This window comes from Priestia sp. VA7, from assembly GCF_055710015.1.
On record NZ_JBVQPN010000004.1, the window covers coordinates 599,457 to 620,505 of the forward strand.

25 protein-coding genes are annotated in these 21,049 nt (G+C 36.6%); 20 read left to right on the forward strand and 5 right to left on the reverse strand.

The annotated features are described in order from the left end of the window. Positions 1-105: 105 nt before the first annotated feature. Both AC0C45_RS20870 and AC0C45_RS20875 read left to right on the forward strand, forming a co-directional pair. Positions 106-309, forward strand: a complete 204-nt coding sequence (locus AC0C45_RS20870; RefSeq protein ID WP_013056997.1) for an alpha/beta-type small acid-soluble spore protein — start codon at positions 106-108, stop codon at positions 307-309. Positions 310-497: 188 nt separating this feature from the next. Further along, on the forward strand, positions 498-1,346 hold the full coding sequence (locus AC0C45_RS20875; protein ID WP_016764059.1) for a YihY/virulence factor BrkB family protein: 849 nt from the start codon (positions 498-500) through the stop codon (positions 1,344-1,346). Between the two features lie 33 nt (positions 1,347-1,379). Here AC0C45_RS20875 and AC0C45_RS20880 read toward each other — a convergent pair whose 3' ends face one another. Further along, on the reverse strand, positions 1,380-1,655 hold the full coding sequence (locus AC0C45_RS20880) for a hypothetical protein (RefSeq protein ID WP_025752355.1): 276 nt from the start codon (positions 1,653-1,655) through the stop codon (positions 1,380-1,382). A gap of 200 nt (positions 1,656-1,855) precedes the next feature. Between AC0C45_RS20880 and AC0C45_RS20885 the strand changes: the two genes are divergently transcribed. The 6 genes from AC0C45_RS20885 (at position 1,856) to AC0C45_RS20910 (ending at position 6,523) form a co-directional block, all read left to right on the forward strand. Further along, positions 1,856-2,788, forward strand: coding sequence for an alpha/beta hydrolase (locus AC0C45_RS20885; protein WP_047932080.1), 933 nt, complete (start codon positions 1,856-1,858; stop codon positions 2,786-2,788). 691 nt (positions 2,789-3,479) lie between these two features. Continuing rightward, positions 3,480-3,641, forward strand: a complete 162-nt coding sequence (locus AC0C45_RS20890) for a hypothetical protein (protein ID WP_472928711.1) — start codon at positions 3,480-3,482, stop codon at positions 3,639-3,641. Positions 3,642-4,269: 628 nt separating this feature from the next. Further along, positions 4,270-4,422 carry a hypothetical protein gene (locus tag AC0C45_RS20895; RefSeq protein WP_160309923.1) on the forward strand — a complete coding sequence of 51 codons (153 nt, stop codon included), beginning with the start codon at positions 4,270-4,272 and terminating at the stop codon, positions 4,420-4,422. Between the two features lie 40 nt (positions 4,423-4,462). After that, positions 4,463-5,152 carry a hypothetical protein gene (locus AC0C45_RS20900; protein ID WP_034652166.1) on the forward strand — a complete coding sequence of 230 codons (690 nt, stop codon included), beginning with the start codon at positions 4,463-4,465 and terminating at the stop codon, positions 5,150-5,152. A 148-nt stretch (positions 5,153-5,300) separates the two neighbouring features. Then, on the forward strand, positions 5,301-6,194 hold the full coding sequence (locus AC0C45_RS20905; protein ID WP_047932079.1) for a helix-turn-helix domain-containing protein: 894 nt from the start codon (positions 5,301-5,303) through the stop codon (positions 6,192-6,194). A gap of 44 nt (positions 6,195-6,238) precedes the next feature. After that, the gene (locus AC0C45_RS20910; RefSeq protein WP_171777256.1) at positions 6,239-6,523 is read left to right on the forward strand and encodes a hypothetical protein; all 285 of its coding nucleotides are present in this window, start codon (positions 6,239-6,241) and stop codon (positions 6,521-6,523) included. 62 nt (positions 6,524-6,585) lie between these two features. Here AC0C45_RS20910 and AC0C45_RS20915 read toward each other — a convergent pair whose 3' ends face one another. Beyond that, positions 6,586-7,098 (reverse strand): PIN domain-containing protein, encoded by a 513-nt coding sequence (locus AC0C45_RS20915; protein ID WP_013083113.1) that lies wholly within the window; start codon positions 7,096-7,098, stop codon positions 6,586-6,588. Between the two features lie 7 nt (positions 7,099-7,105). Further along, positions 7,106-7,462, reverse strand: coding sequence for a hypothetical protein (locus tag AC0C45_RS20920; RefSeq protein WP_047932077.1), 357 nt, complete (start codon positions 7,460-7,462; stop codon positions 7,106-7,108). Between the two features lie 234 nt (positions 7,463-7,696). On the opposite strand from AC0C45_RS20920, the gene AC0C45_RS20925 reads away from it, so the two are divergent. Together AC0C45_RS20925 and AC0C45_RS20930 are read left to right on the forward strand one after the other, a co-directional pair. Further along, entirely contained in the window at positions 7,697-8,257 is a 561-nt protein-coding gene (locus tag AC0C45_RS20925) for a maltose acetyltransferase domain-containing protein (protein ID WP_034652154.1), read from the forward strand. A 246-nt stretch (positions 8,258-8,503) separates the two neighbouring features. Then, positions 8,504-9,481: a ring-cleaving dioxygenase gene (locus AC0C45_RS20930; RefSeq protein ID WP_047932076.1), complete on the forward strand. Its 978-nt coding sequence runs from the start codon at positions 8,504-8,506 to the stop codon at positions 9,479-9,481. Positions 9,482-9,631: 150 nt separating this feature from the next. Here AC0C45_RS20930 and AC0C45_RS20935 read toward each other — a convergent pair whose 3' ends face one another. After that, entirely contained in the window at positions 9,632-10,138 is a 507-nt protein-coding gene (locus tag AC0C45_RS20935; RefSeq protein ID WP_047932075.1) for a PCYCGC motif-containing (lipo)protein, read from the reverse strand. 234 nt (positions 10,139-10,372) lie between these two features. Between AC0C45_RS20935 and AC0C45_RS20940 the strand changes: the two genes are divergently transcribed. The 4 genes from AC0C45_RS20940 to AC0C45_RS20955 all read left to right on the forward strand — a co-directional run bounded on the left by AC0C45_RS20940 (position 10,373) and on the right by AC0C45_RS20955 (position 13,591). Continuing rightward, positions 10,373-11,221 carry an STAS domain-containing protein gene (locus AC0C45_RS20940; RefSeq protein ID WP_034652150.1) on the forward strand — a complete coding sequence of 283 codons (849 nt, stop codon included), beginning with the start codon at positions 10,373-10,375 and terminating at the stop codon, positions 11,219-11,221. A 286-nt stretch (positions 11,222-11,507) separates the two neighbouring features. After that, positions 11,508-11,705 carry a DUF3311 domain-containing protein gene (locus AC0C45_RS20945; RefSeq protein ID WP_013083119.1) on the forward strand — a complete coding sequence of 66 codons (198 nt, stop codon included), beginning with the start codon at positions 11,508-11,510 and terminating at the stop codon, positions 11,703-11,705. Continuing rightward, positions 11,705-13,198 (forward strand): sodium:solute symporter family protein, encoded by a 1,494-nt coding sequence (locus AC0C45_RS20950; RefSeq protein ID WP_016764077.1) that lies wholly within the window; start codon positions 11,705-11,707, stop codon positions 13,196-13,198. The genes AC0C45_RS20945 and AC0C45_RS20950 overlap by 1 nt, the downstream gene beginning before the upstream one ends. A gap of 225 nt (positions 13,199-13,423) precedes the next feature. After that, positions 13,424-13,591 carry a Fur-regulated basic protein FbpA gene (locus tag AC0C45_RS20955; RefSeq protein WP_080967553.1) on the forward strand — a complete coding sequence of 56 codons (168 nt, stop codon included), beginning with the start codon at positions 13,424-13,426 and terminating at the stop codon, positions 13,589-13,591. Between the two features lie 234 nt (positions 13,592-13,825). On the opposite strand, the gene AC0C45_RS20960 is transcribed toward AC0C45_RS20955, so the two are convergent. Then, on the reverse strand, positions 13,826-14,419 hold the full coding sequence (locus AC0C45_RS20960) for an exonuclease domain-containing protein (protein WP_013083122.1): 594 nt from the start codon (positions 14,417-14,419) through the stop codon (positions 13,826-13,828). 233 nt (positions 14,420-14,652) lie between these two features. On the opposite strand from AC0C45_RS20960, the gene AC0C45_RS20965 reads away from it, so the two are divergent. From AC0C45_RS20965 to AC0C45_RS20990, 6 genes are all read left to right on the forward strand, one after another. Next, entirely contained in the window at positions 14,653-14,949 is a 297-nt protein-coding gene (locus tag AC0C45_RS20965) for a hypothetical protein (RefSeq protein ID WP_016764079.1), read from the forward strand. Between the two features lie 381 nt (positions 14,950-15,330). Then, a complete protein-coding gene (locus AC0C45_RS20970) occupies positions 15,331-17,682 on the forward strand; it encodes an immune inhibitor A domain-containing protein (RefSeq protein WP_034652148.1) in 2,352 nt (783 codons plus the stop codon). A 224-nt stretch (positions 17,683-17,906) separates the two neighbouring features. Next, complete coding sequence (gene fumC, locus AC0C45_RS20975; RefSeq protein WP_472928719.1) at positions 17,907-19,286, forward strand: class II fumarate hydratase; 1,380 nt, start codon at positions 17,907-17,909, stop codon at positions 19,284-19,286. A gap of 181 nt (positions 19,287-19,467) precedes the next feature. After that, on the forward strand, positions 19,468-19,707 hold the full coding sequence (locus AC0C45_RS20980; protein ID WP_016764082.1) for a hypothetical protein: 240 nt from the start codon (positions 19,468-19,470) through the stop codon (positions 19,705-19,707). Between the two features lie 26 nt (positions 19,708-19,733). Continuing rightward, positions 19,734-20,630: a GH25 family lysozyme gene (locus tag AC0C45_RS20985; protein ID WP_237894032.1), complete on the forward strand. Its 897-nt coding sequence runs from the start codon at positions 19,734-19,736 to the stop codon at positions 20,628-20,630. A gap of 61 nt (positions 20,631-20,691) precedes the next feature. Next, a complete protein-coding gene (locus AC0C45_RS20990; protein ID WP_013083129.1) occupies positions 20,692-20,958 on the forward strand; it encodes a hypothetical protein in 267 nt (88 codons plus the stop codon). Positions 20,959-21,049 lie beyond the last annotated feature (91 nt).

The following is a 21,049-nucleotide window of genomic DNA, read 5'->3' on the forward strand; positions in this document are numbered from 1 at the left end:
ATCTCGGCGATAGCCAGGGATCTTTTTTTTGAGGGATGTTGTATAAAATTTCAAGTGAAAGGAACATTAACCTATATAAGCTGTTGAAGGAAAGGAGTGATAAACATGGCAAATCGTAATCCTATTTTAGTTCAAGGTGCTGAACAGCTTCTTGATCAGTTAAAAACGGAAATCGCGGGAAGACTTAACGTTCAGCTGGGAGCTGAGCAAACAGCTCGTGCAAATGGTTCTGTTGGTGGAGAAATGACGAAGCATCTTGTTGCAATGGCGCAACAGCAATTAAGTGGTGCACAAGGACACATTCGCTAGTCTGCTCTACATAAACACTCTGATGAAAAGTTCTGGCTCTTTTGAGCTGGAACTTTTTTGTGTAGGAAACATCATTCTACTTTCTCTTGATCGTTTGATTTGAGATTTTGCTTGAAATTCTCCACTTTCAAGGTTGAAAAGTGCATAAAATGGGAAAAGAACAAAAAAAGAGAAAGTAGAGGTTTATCATGAAAAAGCTATTATCATTTGGAAAAAGTCTTGGTAAAGAAATTCAAGAAGACCAAGCAACGGGACTAGCGGCTGAGCAAGCCTATTACTATATGCTATCATTATTCCCTATGCTTATTTTACTGATATCGATTGTTCCGTATCTATCTATTAAACCGGAAGAGGCAATCGATGTCCTTCAAAGCGTTATGCCTGGAGAAACTGCTGCAATCTTTAAAGATAACGTAGCTCAATTTATAAGCCAACCAAACGGCGGGTTACTGACTGTAGGGATTTTAGGAACCATTTGGTCTGCTTCAAACGGTATGAACGCCTTTATCCGTGCAATGAACCAAGCCTACGACGTGAAAGAACAGCGCTCGTTTATTAAAGTAAGAGGCTTGTCCATTCTTTTAACAATTGGATTGATCGTAACAATTGTTGTATCCCTTCTTTTACCAGTGTTCGGAGGGGTTTTGTTAAATTGGATAAGCGAATGGTTTTCTCTTCCTTCAGGTACAACAGTAGTTTTAAATATTCTGCGCTGGATTATTGGTGTCGGCATTATGGTACTTGTTTTATCCGTATTATACAGATTAGCTCCAAACAAAACGTTTCCTTTTGCCCACGTATGGCCCGGAGCGCTCGCTGCTACGCTGTTATGGCAGCTGACATCTTTAGGGTTCTCATTTTACGTAAGCAACTTTGGCAATTATTCTGCTACTTATGGAAGCTTAGGAGGCGTAATTGTTCTGATGCTTTGGCTATTTTTAACGGGGTTAATTCTCGTTATTGGAGGAGAGATTAACGCTATTTATCACCGAAACAAAACGGCTGCGCCTCCTAAAGATACGTCTCAGGCGATGTAATAAAAAAGGAAACCTTTATAGAGGTTTCCTTTTTTAACGTTTAAAGCTATTCACAAGCTGTTTAAATGAGTTGGCTGTATATTTGACCGAATCTTTTTTGTACTGCACATCGGTTTTAATCGCTGCTTGCGTTACTTTTAAATGATTTGTTTTTTCTTTGATATGATCAGTTTCGTTTTGAAGATGTTGAGAAGTGGCATTTACAGAGTTCACAGTTGGCTTGATTTTTTTATTAAATGATACGCCTGCGTAAATAAGATACGCAAGTGATGCCAAAACAACAGCTAAGCTTATATAAACAATAATCATCGGTGTGCCTCCTTTGTACGTATTTATATTTATATAGGTGAGAATAAAATATATACGAATATCATCCTCTTTATTTAATTGTTATACCCATTTTTAATCAAAACAAACAAAAGCCTGCCGAGAAGACAATATATTGGATTTTTTCTGAAATTTCATTCATCATTACATATAGAGTTACCTTGAAAGGAGAGAGAAGAAGAATGCCGTTAGATCCGCATATTCAAATATTTCTAAATCAATATAATGAAATGCCCCGTCCTGCTTTAGAGGACGTTACACCCCCGCAGCTGAGGGAAATGGAAAAGATGTCCTTAACTCCTTCTAAAGAAGTAGTTAAAAAAGTATATAATGAAGAAATCCAATTAAATGAACGTACGCTCACTCTACGAGTGTATGAACCTGAAGGAACAGGGCCATTTCCCGCTCTTGTTTATTATCACGGAGGAGGCTGGGTATTAGGAAGCCTGGATACTCATGACTCCATATGCAGGTCGTATGCAAATGAAACAAACTGTATTGTAGTGTCTGTTGATTACCGCCTTGCTCCTGAAGATAAATTTCCCGCTGCAGTAAACGATGCCTATGACGCATTGGATTGGATTTCAGCTCATGCGTCTCAATTAAATATCGATTCAAACAAAATTGCCGTCGGGGGCGACAGTGCCGGTGGCAACCTTGCTGCGGTTGTAAGCATTTTAGCAAAAGAAAGACAAGGTCCATCCATTGTTCATCAGCTGCTCATCTATCCGTCTGTAGGATTTAAAAATCAGTACCCTGCCTCTATGAAAGAAAACGCCGAAGGATATCTTCTTTCAAAAGATCTTATGGATTGGTTTCGCCTTCAGTACTTAAATAATAAAGAAGAAGAACAGCATCCCTATAACGCTCCGGTATTACTAGAAGATTTATCGAGTCTACCGAGCGCTACCATTATTACAGCACAATATGATCCTCTAAGAGATAGCGGAAAAGACTACGCGGACGCATTAAAAAATCACGGTGTCCCTGTCACCTATGAAAATTATGAAACAATGATTCACGGGTTTTTAGGGTTTCATGAATTTGTCCCACTCGCTCAGCAGGCGATCAATAAAAGCGCAGCTCAACTGCGTCAAGTATTTGATTCTATTTAAGTTGCAAAGATATATAGTGTTATAAATTATATGAACTTGGGGTAAGCAGCACATGGATGTGCTGTTTTTTCTGTATTTGAAGGGAGAAAAGGTTAAAAAGAGTTTCAAAAAATAGCCTATTATCTCTTTTAAAGTTATTTCAATGTTATAAATAAAGACAATGTTATAGAAGTTATTGAGAATGATGCTTCACAATAAAAGAAAAGATTTCATATCTTAATGAAGGTTTTTTACAAGTTGAAACAAAGTAGGTGATTAAATGTTCTATTCTAATTTTTATACTCCTTTTAACTATGCTTTCTACCCTTATTTCATGCCTTCTTTTGGACGTCCTACTGGATATGTACTGAATTCTAGTGGTGAAGTTGACAGCTGGTGGGGAAATTATCCGTTAGGGTATCCTGCGAAAGCTCCAAAATTTTTGAGTGGGGGGCAGACGCCTATTTCAGGACCTGCAATACCATTCAGTTTCAGGAGTTATTATTGAACTGATTACAAGGGTTACTGCCGTAAAAGGTAAGAAAGAAAAGATACGTACAAAATTAAAGCAGTATTTAAAGCGACTGAAAGCAATGATATTTAATTCAGTCGAGAAAGTCGATCATAGGGTCGACTTTTTATTTTAGGTAATTAACAAGTTTGATTTGGTTAATGAAGGGAAAATAATAAGTAACTAAAAGGAGGTGGAGTTATGGATTATAAACAAAAAGATTATTATATCAGTGCAAAAGAAAATGAGTATTATAAAGTAATAAATGTAGTAGATCATATGTTAGAGGAAGCACAAAGTAATAACAAATATCCAGTATGGGGCGAAAAACTAAGAAACAGAGCTAAAAGAAAGTGCTGGTAATAACCTTACTCCATGGCATTTTAATATGATAATATCCACACTTTTAGATTATGTACCTGAAGAAGTAAAGAATAAATCTAATGCTAAGTCACTCTGATGAGTGGCTTTTTATTATATCTATAGTATGCAAATTAAAATATGCGCTAAATAATAAAGGGTAAAAAAGGTGGCTAAACAACATGCCTAAAAAGCCATTTAAGATATGTAACACAGAGGAATGTTGTCAATTAGCTTATAGAAGGCAGGTGTACTCCTGTTGAAAGAGCCTATCACCTTATAGAAGTGAAAGAGGATTGGAGTAAACGTTTATCTATAGGTAACTTATAGAGTGATCGTAAAGCACAGCACCATAAGGTTCACTTTGGTGTAGATGGTAAGAAGTACACCAAGATTAAGAAGATAAGAGAATCTATTAGAGAATGCTTATTTACAGAAAAGCAAGTAAAAGAATTATTAAAAGTTATAGAAAGTATAATGATGGATTACATTAATTATAGGGAAGAAAATGCAGAGAATGGGAATGATTCAAAAAGAAAATTATCGAAAAATTGAGAAGGGAAATAATTGAATAGATAAAAAAAATAACCTTTTTCGTGATATTATTTACTCATTAAGGGGGCTGTGTGTTGTGAAAGAACAATTAAAACCTGAGGAAATTAGCATAGAAGTTAAACTTGAGCTTTTAAAGATATGTAATGACGTAATGAACAATATAGTTACCCCTAATGAATTAATCAAGGACTTAGAAAAATTAGTTAGTCAAATCAGTTTATCTGTTTAGTGCAACACTCCATACAGAGAAAAGTTAAGGGGAGAATGCTGTGAAAAAGTTGTTAGTTGGTAGCATTTTGTTGTCTTTGAGTTTAACTATGGGAGCATGTGACCAAGGGGAAGAGAAGAACGCTGAGACTTCTAAGAAAGAAACTGCTGTAAAGCCAGAAAAAAAGACTAATGAAATAGAATTAAATAAGAAATCTGAATCTATACAAATTCAAGATGAACAGAAAGATTTACGTGCGTACGCTACAAAAGTTGAAGAAGAAAGGAAGGCTAAGGAATTAGCAGAACAAAAAGCAAAAGAGGAAGCGGAAGCTAAACGACAAGTAGAAATAGCCGAACAACAAAGACCACAAAAGATTGCCGAAGAACAACGTGTATCAGCTCAACAAGCAGAGCAAAAGAAGGAAGCGGAATCTCCAGTTAGTCAAGAAACAATCGATAATTATGAAGCAAATCAAGCTGAAACATGGGCTGAAGAGGCTGAGATTGAGGAGGAACTGAATAAAGAAGAGGAAGAAAGATTAGCTAAAGAAAAGGCAGAACAAGAAGCATATGAAGCTCAAATCATTGCTGAACAAGATGCTAATTTCTCCGATGAAGCAAAGGAACAGATTCAAAAAGAAATTGATGAAGAAGGATATAGTCAAACATCATACTATTGCGATCAAGTTATGACTGCTGTACAAAGAGGGGATATGACTAAAGAAGAAGCTGGAGGTTGTTTGAAATAATTTAATTATAATTTCAAGAATTTCCTTTGGAATTATTTTCTTATTTCTATTGATAAAAAAACCACCTAAATGGTACAATAGACTTATAAAAATATAATGGAACGTTGTTTTCACAGAGTTTATTGACGACATTAAGTAAGGTGATTTTTTGAATGATAAAAAACAAGTAGGTCAGCTGATTCAAGATCTGCGAAAGATTGCGGAAATGACAACTGTCGAGTTATCAGAAGGAATTTGTACTGAAGAAGAGCTACATCGATTTGAACAAGGTGAAATTCATGCAAGCAGTGAAGTTCTCTATCATTTATCGAAACGCTTAGGGGTTCCGATGAATTATTTCTTTGAAGCAGGAGAGCTAACGCCCAACGATTATTCAAAAGAAATTAAATCGACCATTAGGCATTATATACGAAAACGCGATTATGAAACCGTGTTACATATGGTGAACAAAGAAAAAGATAATCCTATGTTTCAAGATCCTTTTCATGCACAATTTTTCCTATGGCACGAAGCCATATGTGATTATTATATTGGAAATAAATTTGAACAAGCACTTCGTAAATTGGAAAAAGCTATTGCGTTCACGCGTACGAGCGAACAGTTTTATTCAGAAAAAGAGATTGCTATTTTAAATAGTATTGCCATTATTTATGAAGAAGAAGGTCATTTAAAAAAAGCGTTCAGTACGTTTATGGAAGGGTTGCAGCATATTGCTTTGCTTCCTAAATTAAAAGATCCTCTTGTCAAAATTCGAATTTTATATGGATTATCGCGTGCGCTTTTGCAAATGGAACGTTATGAAAAGTCGGTTAAATATGCACAAGCAGGACTAGAGCTGTGTATTCTGCATGAGACGCTTTATTTATTAGGAGAACTGCACTATCAAATTGGAGAAGCACTCTGTCAGCTTGGTGAGCTTAAACAAGGAATAGCCTACCTAGAAAAAGCTATTACCGTTTTTGAAATTGAACAAAATGAAGCGTTTGTGACCATTATTCAAGAGGAGATGTCTAAATATCAAGAAACAAAAAAGAAGAGCTGATCGCTCTTCTTTTTTTTATCTCCAATACACTGGGTGTGGGTAAAATGGCCGAGGGCGAGGGTAAAAGTAAGGGGGGTGGTAATAAATGGGACGAGGATAAGGGTAAGGATAAAATGGCCGAGGGCGAAGATATGGATAATAACCATAAGGGAATCTTTCGTCAGTTTCATGAGGATTTGAATAATAATCATAGCCATATTGATACTCTTCTAAAGGTTGTTCCCGGTAATATTGATAATTCACTCTTTTCACCGCCTAAGTTTTTATGCTTTTTACTGTATTCATTACAGAAAGAATTGGAGTATGTACTCATCAAACTTTTAATTTGAAAAAGGCGGGAGACAAGGAGTATTTTGAAAATAAAAACAAATTAGCTTTCCTTCTCGTTTTCTTATAAGTTATCAGCATCAGGAAGGGTGGGATGTTCAAAGCTTTTAATAAAAGAAGCGTAAGCAATCGTATCTTTAATAGGGTTTACATAAGATAATGGTTGACCTCGGTAGCTGAAATTAAATGTAATCCAAGCAAAATCTTTATTATTGTTGGAAATCAGTTTTGCATTATGTATAAAAGCAGATGCGGCAATCATCGCATCTGGGCCTTTAATTTTTTTATTGGATTCTATTTTAGCTTTTCGGCGAATTTGAGCTGCTAACTGTGCAATTTCACTTGTAACGTCTACAATCTTATCTGTCATATCATAAATATAATGATTTTTTACTGCTTTGACTTGAGGATTTGTTTCTACTTCCCAATGCGACAGAAGTTCCATTTCTACAACGGTAGGCATTAAAAATTCCGCATTATTTGAAATAAGTTCATTAATATATTCCACAACTTCTGGATAATTAAGCGCATGTGAAGCCCAAATGTTTGTATCAATGATTACTTTTTCATCCAACACAAATCGTTCACTCCTCTCTACTAGCCATTCGTACCAGCTCTTCTAACCCAAAAGGTGAGTAAAGAGCCGCAGATTCTGAAAGCTGATTGCTTAATAGAAGCTTTTCATATTTAGTTAATCTAGTTTTTGCAGATTTTATGAGCTTTTCTTGTGTGTCATTTAATGTTTTATCTTTTTTATCGTACGTGCGTAGAACTTTATTTTGAGGTTTATATTTAAGGTTTTTCTTCTGCATAGGGGTTGAGGGAGGTAATTGCGGCGAGGGTTGCGTATAAATTTTCCCATTTATTTTTAGGTTAAAGTGCTTCTGAACTTCCTTGCTGTATGTTCCTTTTTGGTCATCTACCAAGCGCTGTGCTTTCATGATATCCCTGCCTTTTTTATAAATTTATATAGTATATGTGATGAAGTTTTCTCTTACTATTCCTTTTATATAAAAAGATTAAAAAATTAGCTTCCGGGAGTTATTAAATTAACTAATGTTTGCCTGGGGGGTGATAACCTCAGCGAATAGCAGACAAAGGTTTAAAAACATGATATCGTGTAAGAGAATAAATCAGTATCGGTTAGAGAAGGAACTACAAAAAGGGGATACAAAATGAAAACAGAAAAACAAAAAATGCTGGATGGAGAATTATACCTTTCCGCTGATCCGCAATTAATAAAAGAACGTGAAAACGCTCGAAGATTAACAAGGCTTTATAACCAAACAACAGAAAGGGAAGAAGAAAGACGTACAAACTTATTAAAAGAACTGTTTGGGTCTACGGGAAATTCTCTTTGCATAGAGCCTACTTTCCGCTGTGACTACGGTTCTAACATTCATGTTGGAGAAAATTTTTATGCTAACTTTGATTGCGTACTTTTAGATGTATGTGAAATAAGAATAGGAGATAATTGTTTTCTTGCACCAGGTGTACATATCTATACAGCAACTCATCCTTTGCATGCTCTTGAAAGAATTTCAGGAGCTGAGTTTGGAAAACGCGTAGAAATAGGAAATAACGTCTGGATTGGGGGAAGAGCCGTTATTAATCCTGGAGTGAAAATAGGCAACAATGCGGTAATTGCTTCCGGTACCGTTGTGACAAAAAATGTTCCTGATAACGTGGTAGTCGGAGGCAATCCTGCAGTTATAATCAAGCATATTGAAAATTAAAGAATAAACAAAGAGCTTTTGAATTGTAAAAGCTCTTTGTTTATACTATGTTTTATTGCCGATTTGGCTCGTCCTCATTTATAATGGTTTGGTTAAATGTAAAAATATACATATTTCCTTCCGAGATCATCCATACTTTATTGACAAAGGAAAATTAATCATGGTATATTATCTTTAATTAAAGATATTCAAATTAAAGATAAATGACGAATGATAAACTAGACGATTTATCCGGAGGAATGTAGAATGAACCACTTAAAAGGAATACACCACGTAACGGCTATTACAAGCAGTGCGGAAAAGAATTATGAATTTTTCACATATGTGTTAGGCATGCGCTTAGTTAAAAAAACGGTCAATCAAGATGATATTCAAACGTATCATTTGTTTTTTGCAGATGATAAAGGCAGCGCCGGAACGGACATGACTTTTTTTGATTTTCCAGGTATTCCAAAAGGTTTTCACGGAACAAATGAAATTTCAAAAACATCTTTCCGCGTTCCAAATGATGCGGCTTTAGACTATTGGGTAAAGCGCTTTGATCGCTTAGAGGTAAATCATACGGGGATTCAAGAGCTATTTGGGAAAAAGACGCTTTCGTTTGTTGATTTTGATGATCAGCAGTATCAGTTAATTTCCGATGAAGGAAATCAAGGAGTTGAATCAGGCACTCCTTGGCAAAAAGGCCCTGTCCCTCTTCAATACGCTATTACGGGACTCGGTCCTATCTTTATTCGTATTGCCGAGTTTAATTACTTTAAAGAAATGATGGAAAAAGTCCTTTTATTTAAAGAGATTGCTCAAGAAAGAGATCTTCACCTATTTGAAGTAGGAGAAGGAGGAAACGGTGCGCAAGTAGTAGTAGAACACAATGAAAAACTTCCGCAGGCTCAGCAAGGTTTTGGAACTGTTCATCACGTTGCTTTTCGCGTAGAAAATCGACAAGCTCTTGAAGAGTGGATTAATCGAATGCCAAGCTTCGGTTTCCATACGTCTGGTTATGTGAATCGTCACTTCTTTGAATCGTTGTATGCAAGAGTGGCTCCGCAAATTTTATTTGAATTTGCGACAGATGGACCAGGATTTATGGGAGATGAACCTTACGAAACGCTTGGAGAAAAATTATCACTGCCTCCGTTTTTAGAGCCAAAACGTGCAGAAATTGAGAAGCTCGTGCGTCCGATTGATACAGTAAGAAGTACAAAAGAGTTTGTGAAGGAATAGTACACAAAAAACACTCAAATAGCTATTTGAGTGTTTTTTGCTGTTTCAAAGATGAACAAGCTTTCAAAACGCTAAAAAAGAACGTGTTTTTGATATTTTCTACTTTTATATATACCTGTCGCGAATATTTGCTTAAAAACTGCCAATGCTCTACAAGGAAGGAGTAGGAGTGGGTTGTGCATAGCCTTCTTTATATTTTTCATCGATGTCTTTGCGGATATCTTTTATTGATTTGCCTCGGTTATAGTCGAGCATAGCTTTAGCTGCAATTTCTATACACAATCCGCACTTTGTTCCATGATCATCCCAGACAACTGCTCCGTTTCTTTTATTTTTAAAAATAAAGCAGTCATAGCTGTTTTTGTGATTCGCTTCCATGCCACATCCGCAGTAGCAAGGGATTTTTTCAAGTAGTTCACGATTTTTAGCAACGGATAGATAAACTAGTTTCATATCTTTAGGCTGATTCTTCAAAAACTGTGGCAAAACATCTGCTCCCGGAGTCTCTTCGCGAATATCAGCAACTGCAGCTTTGTGATGTTCATGACCTGAATGTGCAGAAGAGTTTGTGGCAGAAGAAGTTGTTGTATTGTTTGAACAAGCGGATAATCCAATACTTGTAGCGAGAATCCCCAACAAAATAATTGATTTTTGCAATACAATTAACATCCTTTCATGTGAAAATAAATGATAGTTGCATCATACACGGCAGTTTATCTATGTAGATAATTAAATACCTGCTTGTTTATATCTAATTCTCTATAAGTATGCAGAGCGGTTATCGTGTATGATAGAGATGGACGAGGAAAAAATATGAAGCATGAATTTATCATAAGGTGCGTTTTGTAAGTAATTGGACAGAAGGAGAAAGTGAACGGAGGTTAAACAGTAGTGAGTGAACAAAATCAACGTCTTTTTGAATATATTTTAGAAAATTCAGCCTCTATCAGTGAAGAATGGCTGCGCCAAAGAAGTAATATTAAAGGATCGATTTACTCAAAGGACGCAGATTCTTCAGTTGAGAAAAAGCTGCGTGAGCAGCATCTTTATACGATTGAAACAATTGCGAGCGGCTTTCTTGACGATCAAAAGATTTTTAAACAACGTATGGTGAAATGGACGACGGAAGTAGTAAACAGCAGAATTAAATTTGATACGCCGATTTACGAGGTAGTAGAAGCGCTAAGCAAAACAAGAAAAATTATTTGGACGTATGTCAAAACATATAGTCTGATACATTCATCTATTACAAAAGAAGATATACTGTCTTGGAGCGAAGTTTATCATACAACATTTGATAAACTCATTAATGAATTCTCCGAACAGTATTATAAAATCACAAGGCAAAAAATAAGTCTTCAGCAAGAGCTAATCGACGAAACGAGTTTTCCTGTCATTCCAATTGTAGATCACATCGCGGTCTTGCCTTTAGTAGGGCTTATTGATGAAATCAAAGGTGATTCTATTATCGAGGTTGTTCCAAAAAAGTGTGCAGAAAAACATATAAGGCATCTAGTCATTGACTTATCGGGTGTAAATTATGTAGATACGTATGTCGCTCACAAGTTTTTTGATTTGATTAACATTTTGCAGCTGCTAGGCATCCATGCGATTATGTCAGGAGTGAGTCCTGACATGGCTCAGACGGCTGTTAATGTAGGAATTAGTTTTAATAAAATTGAAACGTTTGGACATTTACACCAAGCTCTCTCTTCGCTTGGTGTAAAGAATAAAGTATAGAAATGCTAAATCGAAACGGAACTGAGACCTTTGCTCTCCAGTTCCGTTTCTTTTTGTTTGTCTATATTCTGCTGCATTCAAAATCTTGTAAGCATGCCTTACAAACTCCTTTTCATATGGGGACAAATGGAAGATACTAAGGAACAAATAAACGGCGGTTTTCTATGCCAAACGTCTCGTTTAGCTCAAGAATGGAGGTGTAAAGAGAAGAATAAGAGAAGTACATAATGAGATAGTTAAAGTGTTAGATAAGTACTGATAAGCAGTGTGATTAAGGAGGAGTTCTATGAAAATAATTTATCTTCTTTGCTTACTTCCGTTTGTAGGAATATTAGGTTTATTGCCTTTTGTTAACAAAGTAACGCCGTTTATTTTAGGGATGCCTTTTTTTCTCTTTTGGATTGTTATGTGGGTAATTCTTACGTCTTTTATTATGGGTATTGTGTACAAGCTCGATCCTGCTGTTAAAGGAGGAGATAAATAATGAATACCGCTCTGATTATTATTTTTGGTTTTTTACTTTTAGCTATTTATCTTGGAATTCGAGCTACGCGGGGCAAAAAAATGGATTTAGAACAGTGGAGCGTAGGCGGCAGAGGTTTTGGAACTGTTTTTGTCTTCTTTTTGATGGCGGGTGAAATCTATACTACTTTTACGTTTCTAGGAGGAAGCGCTTGGGCATATGGAAAAGGAGGGCCAGCGTTTTATATTTTAGCCTATATTTCTTTAGCGTACGTGTTAGGATATTGGATTGGCCCGCAAATATGGAGATATGCGAAGCAGCATAAGCTCATGTCTCAGCCGGATTTTTTTGTTTCAAAATACAACAGCCCGTTTCTAGGCATCGTTGTTTCATGCGCAGGGGTGCTGGCAATTGTTCCTTATATTATTTTACAGTTCAAAGGCTTAGGTATTATTGTATCTGAAGCTTCTTATGGCTCTATCTCTTCAACCGCAGCCATTTGGATTGGAGCCATATCATTAACGGTTTACTTAATGATATCAGGCATACATGGTTCCGCGTGGACGGCCATTGTTAAAGATATTATGATTTTTATTGTCGTCTTATTTTTAGGAATATATATGCCGTTCCATTACTACGGAGGCTTACAGCCGATGTTTGAGGCTGTGCATCAAGCAAATCCAACGTTTCTTACTCTTCCCAAGACAGGTCTAAGTATTTCGTGGTTTATTTCTACAGTCATGCTGACCGTATTAGGATTTTACATGTGGCCGCATACGTTTAATGCAACGTATTCAGCTGAAAACGAGAATGTATTTCGAAAGAATTCTATTATAAGTCCTATTTATACGTTAATGCTGCTTTTTGTCTTTTTTGTAGGGTTTACTGCTCTTATGCAGGTACCTGGACTACAAGGCGCAGAAGCGGACTTGTCACTGCTTCGTCTTTCCATTCAAACATTTGACCCGTGGATTGTCGGCTTTATTGGCGCAGCTGGTTTATTAACAGCACTTGTGCCTGGATCAATGCTTTTGATGGCAGCTTCTACGTCACTATCTAAAAACGTTTATGGAGTTCTTGTTCCCTCAGCGACGGGCAAACAAATTTCGATACTGGCTAAATGTTTCGTACCGGTCATTGCGCTTGTTTCAGTCTATTTTACACTTCATGGAGGAAATACGATTGTAACGCTTTTACTAATGGGCTACAGCATTGTGACGCAGCTGTTTCCTGCTTTTATTTTTAGTTTAATGAAAAACAATATCGTGACTAAATACGGGGCATGTGCAGGTATTGTTGCCGGCATTGCGTCTGTGATGTATATAACGATTACTGAAACAACGCTTGGCACGTTGTTTCCTGCGTTGCCACAAATCATTAAAGATACAAATGTCGGCGTTATTTCTTTATTTATTAATTTAGTTGTATTAATGGTGGTTAGTTTAGCAACGAAAAAAATCGCCGCACAGCCGCATTTTGAAAGCGGGGCAGTAGATGGAAAACAAATTTTGTGAAAATCTTTTTCCAATTGCGTTTTAAGAACATCATGAAGGGTATAAAAGTAGTGCATCATCAAAATGTTCAATATGGCTACAAGACATAAGCAGCCTTCTCGATAAAATGTAACATTGCGTTGTTTTTAAACATAGGTAACAAGTGTGAAAAGCAACAAGACGTATGCCACAAGCGGTGTACGTCTTTTCTATGAAAGATATTTACCTAAAAAAGGAGATGATAACATGACAACTGAAAAAGCATTTGAGCAAAAGAAAGATCTTTTAATGAATCAAATTATTGAATCGGGTTACTTTAAAGCAGAAGACGGGAGACATTTGTACGAATTGAATTTAAGTGAACTAGAACAAACGCATCACAATCTTCAAAACCAAAAAATAAGAGAAGTATAATTAAAATCTCCCAAATTATTAGAAATTCAGCTGATTTCGTATATGTGTGTAAACACCAGCTGTTCAGTTTGTTCCTCCGCGGCTTTTTTGTTTGAAAGCAGGCACTTTTCTTTTTCTTCTGGTGCGTTTACAACCTCGCTATTTCCAAGCGTACTCCTCAAACATATAACTCAACACTTAAGAAATAGGCGAATAAAAACAAAAAAGCGCAGAAGCTGCGCTTTTTTTGATGCGTTAAAAACGAGTGGAAGCCGCTGTTTTTTTAGGTTTGCTCATTGCTTTTTTTAGTACTTCAGAAAAATAAGGCTCTCCGCTAGGATTTTGCTGTCTTAGCAAGTCAATGGTTCCTTTCACGTCATCCATAGCTCTGTGAGCGTGCTCTCTCTCAATATTATGATGATCAAGAAGCGTTGTTAGTTTTTTATTAGGAAAGCCGTACTCTTTCCATTTGACAGCACGCATAGAGCAGTGCCATTTTTGGTTAGATAAAGATGGATACCGTTTTAAAAGAAAACTGCGATCGAAAGAAGCATTATGAGCGATGATAGCCGAAACGCTAGTTAACAGCGATTCCACTTTTTTATCGTCTAATGTTTTATTTTTAACCATCTCATTTGTAATTCCCGTTAAGTTTGTAATGTACGGGAAAATGGGAGTTGAAGGCATATTAAATTCTTCATATTCTTCTACAATGTCGATTATTTCTCCGGTAGAAGAATCATAAGAAACAACAGCAATTGCTAGTTCGATAATATCGCATGTTTGCGCACTTAATCCCGTTGTTTCAACATCTAAAACGGCTGCTAGTTTCACTTGTTCAGTTGACAACTCGTCGCCCTCCCTTTCTATTTATCATTCTATTAGCTTATCATTTTTTAACAGAAAACGTTAGTAAAAAAGATGAGGGAGCACGTACATGGATTTATTTTATACGTCCGCGTGGAAAAGGAATTTACTTTTTTAAAGGAGATGACGATTGAAAAGGAGAATAGTAATATTTACTCATCTAAATTAAGTCTTCATTGAAAATAATGAAATGAAGAAAGAAGGGGATCGTTATCATGCAATTGCTGTATATGGTACTTTTTCTTGTCTTAATTTTTTGGGGAATTACATCTTTTATTCATTACAGGAATCAAACTATTAAAGTTCGTTTGGACAAGCATTATACGAATGCAGTAGAATGGATTGAAGCTGTTAAACAAGAGCTGGAAAAGAAAGGGAAGTCCGTGAGTTATGAAGGGGATTTCTTGTTTAAAATTGATGAAAAACCTTATGAAATCGCAGCGCGCAATATGTCTATTTGGAGCATGTCGCTCTATCATATCTTGCTGCAGCGTCAAAAAGAACATTCTTAAATTTACTTGCATACAGAAATTATCACTTCTCGTCTATTGAGAAGTGATTTTTTTATCTTTCTGTATCCATAATGGGGAATTTTTTGTTTTTATATAATAGTAATACCGAAAAGATGGTTCTAATTTCCTAAAAAAATACGCTTCATATATTTTTAGATTTGGTTATCGATTTGGCATAGAATTTGCATATGTAAGAAGGGTTTATCAGACATTTTAATTGTCAGGCAAAGAAAACTAGTTACATACTATCAAACTATTTTACATTATCTACTAGAATTAAAAAATTTTAATAATATAGTAAAATGTAGTTGACCTTCCTAGTTTTAGAATATAAAATAAATCTTGCTAATAGTTTGAAAATTCTAAAACGGAGGGGTTTACTTGAAAAGCTGGAAAAAGATTTTGGGGACATCTTTTCTTGCCACAACTGTTACATTAAGCGGAGTGGGGCCAGTACTTATGAATGGAAGTGCTGCTTCAGCTAAAACCGCACAATCGGAGGAACTTCCAAGTTCACCAATTGATATGAATACAGTACCGGAAGAAAGATTGGCTAACGCACTGAAAAACCAAGGAGTTATTTCTCAAAGTGCAACACCGCAAGAAGTGAAGAAAGCCGTTACTTCTTACATAAACAAAAAAGATGCACATAAAGAGAGCATGAAGGGACATAAAGCTAGCAAAATTGATTTGAAAGCGAAAGAAATGCAAACAAAACAAAAAGAAAAGTTTCAACGAGGCGAATTTGCTAATATTAAGTCTCAAGGAAACAAGTCGGGGAACGGGGTAAATGTTAAACCTGCAGCTCAGGCAAACTATAAAGGACAAGTGAGAAAAGATAAGGTTCTTGTTCTTTTAGTCGAATATGCAGACTTTAAGCATAACAATGTCGTTCAAGAACCTGGCTACATGTATGCAAAAGATTTTAACCGAAATCACTATCAGCAATTAATGTTTGGAAAGAAAGACTTTACGCTATTTAACGGTAAAAAAATTAAAACGTTTAAGCAATATTATGAAGAACAGTCTGGAGGTAGTTACACAGTAGATGGAACGGTTTCTGACTGGTTAACTGTACCTGGAAACGCAAAAGAATACGGAGCAGACAATCCAGCGGGAGGAAACGATAATGCGCCTGGATCTAAAGGGCCTCGTAATCTTGTAAAAGAAGCGCTTGCTGCAGCAGCAAAAAGCGGCATTAACCTTTCAGATTATGATCAGTTCGACCAATATGATATCGATGGAGATGGCAACCGCAATGAGCCTGACGGCATAGTGGATCACTTAATGGTCATTCATGCTGGAACTGGGCAAGAAGCAGGTGGAGGTAAACTAGGAAACGATGCTATCTGGTCTCATCGCTCTACTTTGGGACAAGTGTATAAAGTTCCTGGAACAAACATGGCTGCTTATGATTATACAATTGAACCAGAAGACGGAGCAGTTGGCGTTTTTGCTCATGAATTTGGCCATGATTTAGGTTTGCCGGATGAGTATGATACACAGTATACGGGTCAAGGTGAGCCGGTAGGCGTTTGGTCAATTATGAGCGGAGGGAGCTGGGCTGGTGAAGTAGCTGGTACAGAACCGACAAGTTTCTCCCCGCAAAATAAAGAGTTTTTCCAAGCAAATATGGGTGGAAACTGGGCAAATATTCAACAAATCGACAGCAAAAATATTACAAAATCGGGCTCTGTGAGCGTGGTTGATCAAAGCGTGACAAAATCCAAAAGACCGGGTATTGTGAAGATTAATTTACCTAAAAAAGCTGTTCAAGGGATTAAGCCTGAGTTTGGAAGCAACTACTACTACAGTAAGCGCGGAGACGATCTGCATACGACAATGACGACGCCAGAGTTTGATTTAACAGCGGCCAAAACAGCGACGTTCAATTATAAAGCGTTCTATGAAGTGGAGGCAGAATACGATTATTTATATGTAAATGCGATTCTTCCTGACGGTTCAAAAGTTCTGTTAGATACAATTGGTGATAAAGCGAATAATGCAGACGGTTCTGCTGAAACTTCCGGCGGAAAATGGGAAGATAAAAGCTATGACTTAACGCAGTTTAAAGGTAAAAAAATCAAGCTTCAATTTGAATACGTAACGGACGGAGGACTTGCTCTTCAAGGATTTGCACTTGATAATGCAAGTTTAGTAGTAAATGGAAAAACGGTATTTACGGACGATGCTGAAGGAGCGCCAAAAGTAACGTTAGATGGATTTGAAAAGACAAACGGCATCAGCTATAAAGATAACTATTATTACCTTGAGTGGAGAAACTATGCAGGCAGCGATAAAGCACTTCAATTCGCGCGCGGTGCAAAATATAATACAGGCATGCTGCTTTGGTACGCAGATGAAAGCTACCTTGATAACTGGGTAGGACAACATCCGGGTGAAGGATTCCTTGGTGTAGTTGATTCACATGCTCATAAAGTTCTTTACTTTAATGTGAATGGGATTAGCACGACAGCAAATTCAAGCCGATATCAAATTGCAGACGCGGCGTTCTCATTTGATAAATCACCTGCTTGGTCATATTCTCATAAAACGTGGGGAACTATTTCATCTAAAGAATCAAATGGAGTTACAAGCTTCAACGACAAAAAATCGTATTTAGATGAAAGAATTAAAGATGCAGGCCGCTTGCTTCCTCAAAACGGATTGAAATTAGACGTAATTGGTGAAGCAAAAGACAATTCAGCTGGTGCTGTATGGATTCATAAGTGAAATTAGACGTATTCGAAAAAAGATCTGAAGAGCGTATTCTTCGGATCTTTTTTTGTGTTATAAAATCAAAATAAACTATGAGCTAAATAATCAAAGTATTCAAGACCGTTTAAAAAATAAAATAAAGGGAATTTTCAACAGTGAATAATTGTTATTATGTCATGAAATTCATCCATATAATCAATACTAATAGGTAAAGAAAATAATGAAAAGGAGTTCTAACTATGAGCTATCGTATCGAAAGAGATTCAATTGGAGAAATCAAAGTGGCAGAAGATAAACTATGGGGAGCGCAAACGCAAAGAAGTAAAGAAAATTTTCCAATAGGGATTGAAAAAATGCCGATTGAAGTAATACGCGCTTTTGCGGTTTTGAAGAAAAGTGCAGCTATTAGTAATCATAAACTAGGCAAACTATCAGCTGAGAAATCGGAAGCCATCGTGCAAGCTGCTAACGAAATTATTGAAGGAAAATGGAATGAACATTTTCCTTTAGTAGTATGGCAGACAGGAAGCGGAACACAATCAAACATGAATGTAAATGAAGTGATTTCCCACCGAGGAAACCAGCTAATAAATGGCGACGAAACGCTTCATCCAAACGATGATGTGAATATGTCACAAAGCTCTAACGATACTTTTCCTACAGCTCTTCATATTGCAGCTGTACTAGAAGTGGAAGATCAATTATTGCCTGCTCTAAAAACATTAAAAGAAACGTTCGCTGCGAAGCAAGAGCAGTTTAAAGATATTATTAAAATAGGCAGAACTCATTTACAAGATGCTACACCGCTAACACTAGGACAAGAAATTAGCGGATGGCATCATATGCTCGAAAAGAATGAAGAAATGATTAAACAAAGCGTAGAGTATATGAAGGAGCTAGCTATTGGCGGTACAGCTGTTGGGACGGGGATAAATGCACATCCTGACTTCGGCGATGAAGTAGCGAAAGAAATCAGCAGCACGCTTGGAAAAACATTTATCTCAGCACCTAATAAATTTCATGCATTAACAAGTCACGATCAAGTGGTTTATGCCCACGGTGCACTCAAAGCATTAGCAGCTGACTTAATGAAAATCGCTAATGACGTACGCTGGCTGGCAAGCGGTCCTCGAAGCGGATTAGGCGAAATTACGATTCCTGCTAACGAACCAGGAAGTTCTATTATGCCTGGAAAAGTAAATCCAACTCAAAGTGAAGCTCTAACAATGGTTTCTGCACAAGTACTTGGGAATGACGTGACGATTGGCATCGCGGCTAGCCAAGGAAACTTTGAATTAAATGTATTTAAGCCGGTTATTATTTATAATTTTTTACAATCAGTCAGATTGCTGACAGATTCCATGCAAGCTTTTAACGATAAATGCGCAGTAGGAATTGAACCAAACAAAGAAAAGATTCAGCATAATCTAGAAAATTCTCTTATGCTTGTAACAGCATTAAATCCGCACATAGGTTATGAAAATGCGGCTAAAATCGCCAAGCTGGCTCATCAAGAAGGAACGACATTAAAAGAAGCGGCGGTCAAAACAGGCCTTCTGACAGAAGAACAATTTAAGCAATGGGTAAATCCCGGTAATATGATTCATCCATCAAAATAAAAAAAGAAGCCAAGCATTCTGAGCTGCTTGGCTTCTTTTTAATAAATCTTAACAAAATAAACATTGTTCTAAATAAGCATATAAAAAGAATTTGCGGATTAAAAGAAATTTTACACTGCCTTATATTAGATTCAAGTACATACGATTAGGGTATTTACATTTTTATAAAGGAGGGATTCAAGTGACGTACGAAGTGAAGTTTTATTTTGGAAATGAAAAATCAATCAGTACATTGGTTGAATCAGAAAATGTAAAAGAGCTTGAGGAATCTATTATTCATACGCAAGGATGGTATCGTTATTATGACAAAAAACATGAAGCTTATTTAGCTATTCAAATGAGCAATGTTTTACACATCGTTATAAAAGAATATCAGGATCCGGAAAAAACAGGGGTTTTGAAAGATTCGTCGTATACATAAGGAAGCTAGCAAAAGAGGTGAAAACTATGCAAAGGCGACATTCAAATAATCCTATTATTCTTGACGTTTCTCATCATCAAGGAATCATTAATTGGAAAGAAATAAAAAACACCTCAGTAAAAGGGGTGTATATAAAGTTAACAGAAGGCGGAACTTTTGTAGACCCTAGATCCTTTGAAAATTATATAGGTGCCAAAAATGCGGGCTTGAGAGTAGGGTTTTATCATTATGCTCACTGTACAAATAGCCCGGAGAAAGAAGCTGCTTTTTTTATTGCTCAGCTTGGACAAATGAAACTAGACCTTCCGCCGTGTTTGGATCTAGAAGAAGATAAGAAAAAATCTAAAGAATTTGTTTCTCACTTTGCCGTAAGCTGGCTCGAGCATGTTCACAAAACAACAGGAATTAAGCCTATCGTATATACGAATTATCATTTTGCTAAAACTTTTTTCACAAAAGAAATAAGTAAGTATCCTTTGTGGGTAGCAAGATATAGTGCGGCCAACAGACAAGGCGGTATGCAGCACCCTGGTGAGCTAAGTCAGTGGCAGCGATGGGCAATGTTTCAGTATACGGATTCTGGCAGAGTAAAAGGAATTTCTACAAATGTGGATATAAATGAAATGGACTGCTCATTTTTTAAAGAAGTCACAACAAATCTCTCTATGACGAATAATACAAAAGGGCCCTTTGTGTATTCCAAAGGTGATAGAGGGTTAGGAGTCAAACAAATCCAGCAAAACTTAATTGCGCTAGGTTTTTCTCTTCCGAAGTTTGGAGCAGACGGTTTCTATGGAGATGAATTAATCGCTGCAATGAAAAAATTCCAGAATCGGTATGACCTTTTTTCAGATGGAATAGCAGGAGCGGACACACTGCCGATTCTTGTTAAAGAAGTGAATAATCTGAATAATCTGGTTTGAGAGATTACCAGAGGGGGAAAAGTTACTGTAAGATTCAAAAAGGTACAAGGAAGGAGCTATTATGAGAAAAAGAAAACAAAAAGCATTGATATCAGGTATTACGCTATCAACGGTAGGAGTCGGCATTACGTCTTATATATTAAGCGATGCTGCGAAACGACGGAAAGTAAAAGGACTTGTTCGAAGTGCCAAAGTAAAACTTTCAAGTTTATCTAAAAAACAGCAGGTAAATGCTAGCCTAAATAAAGATGTGCATTCAGATCCTACGTACGTTTCTGAAAGCAATATGATTTCAGAAGGACCTATGTATCAAGATCAGCATAGATAATAAAAAAACTAGTCTTGCCTCGGGCGAGACTAGTTTTTTTATTAATTTTATAAATAGCAGCGTTTATTCATGGTACACTCTCTATATAAGG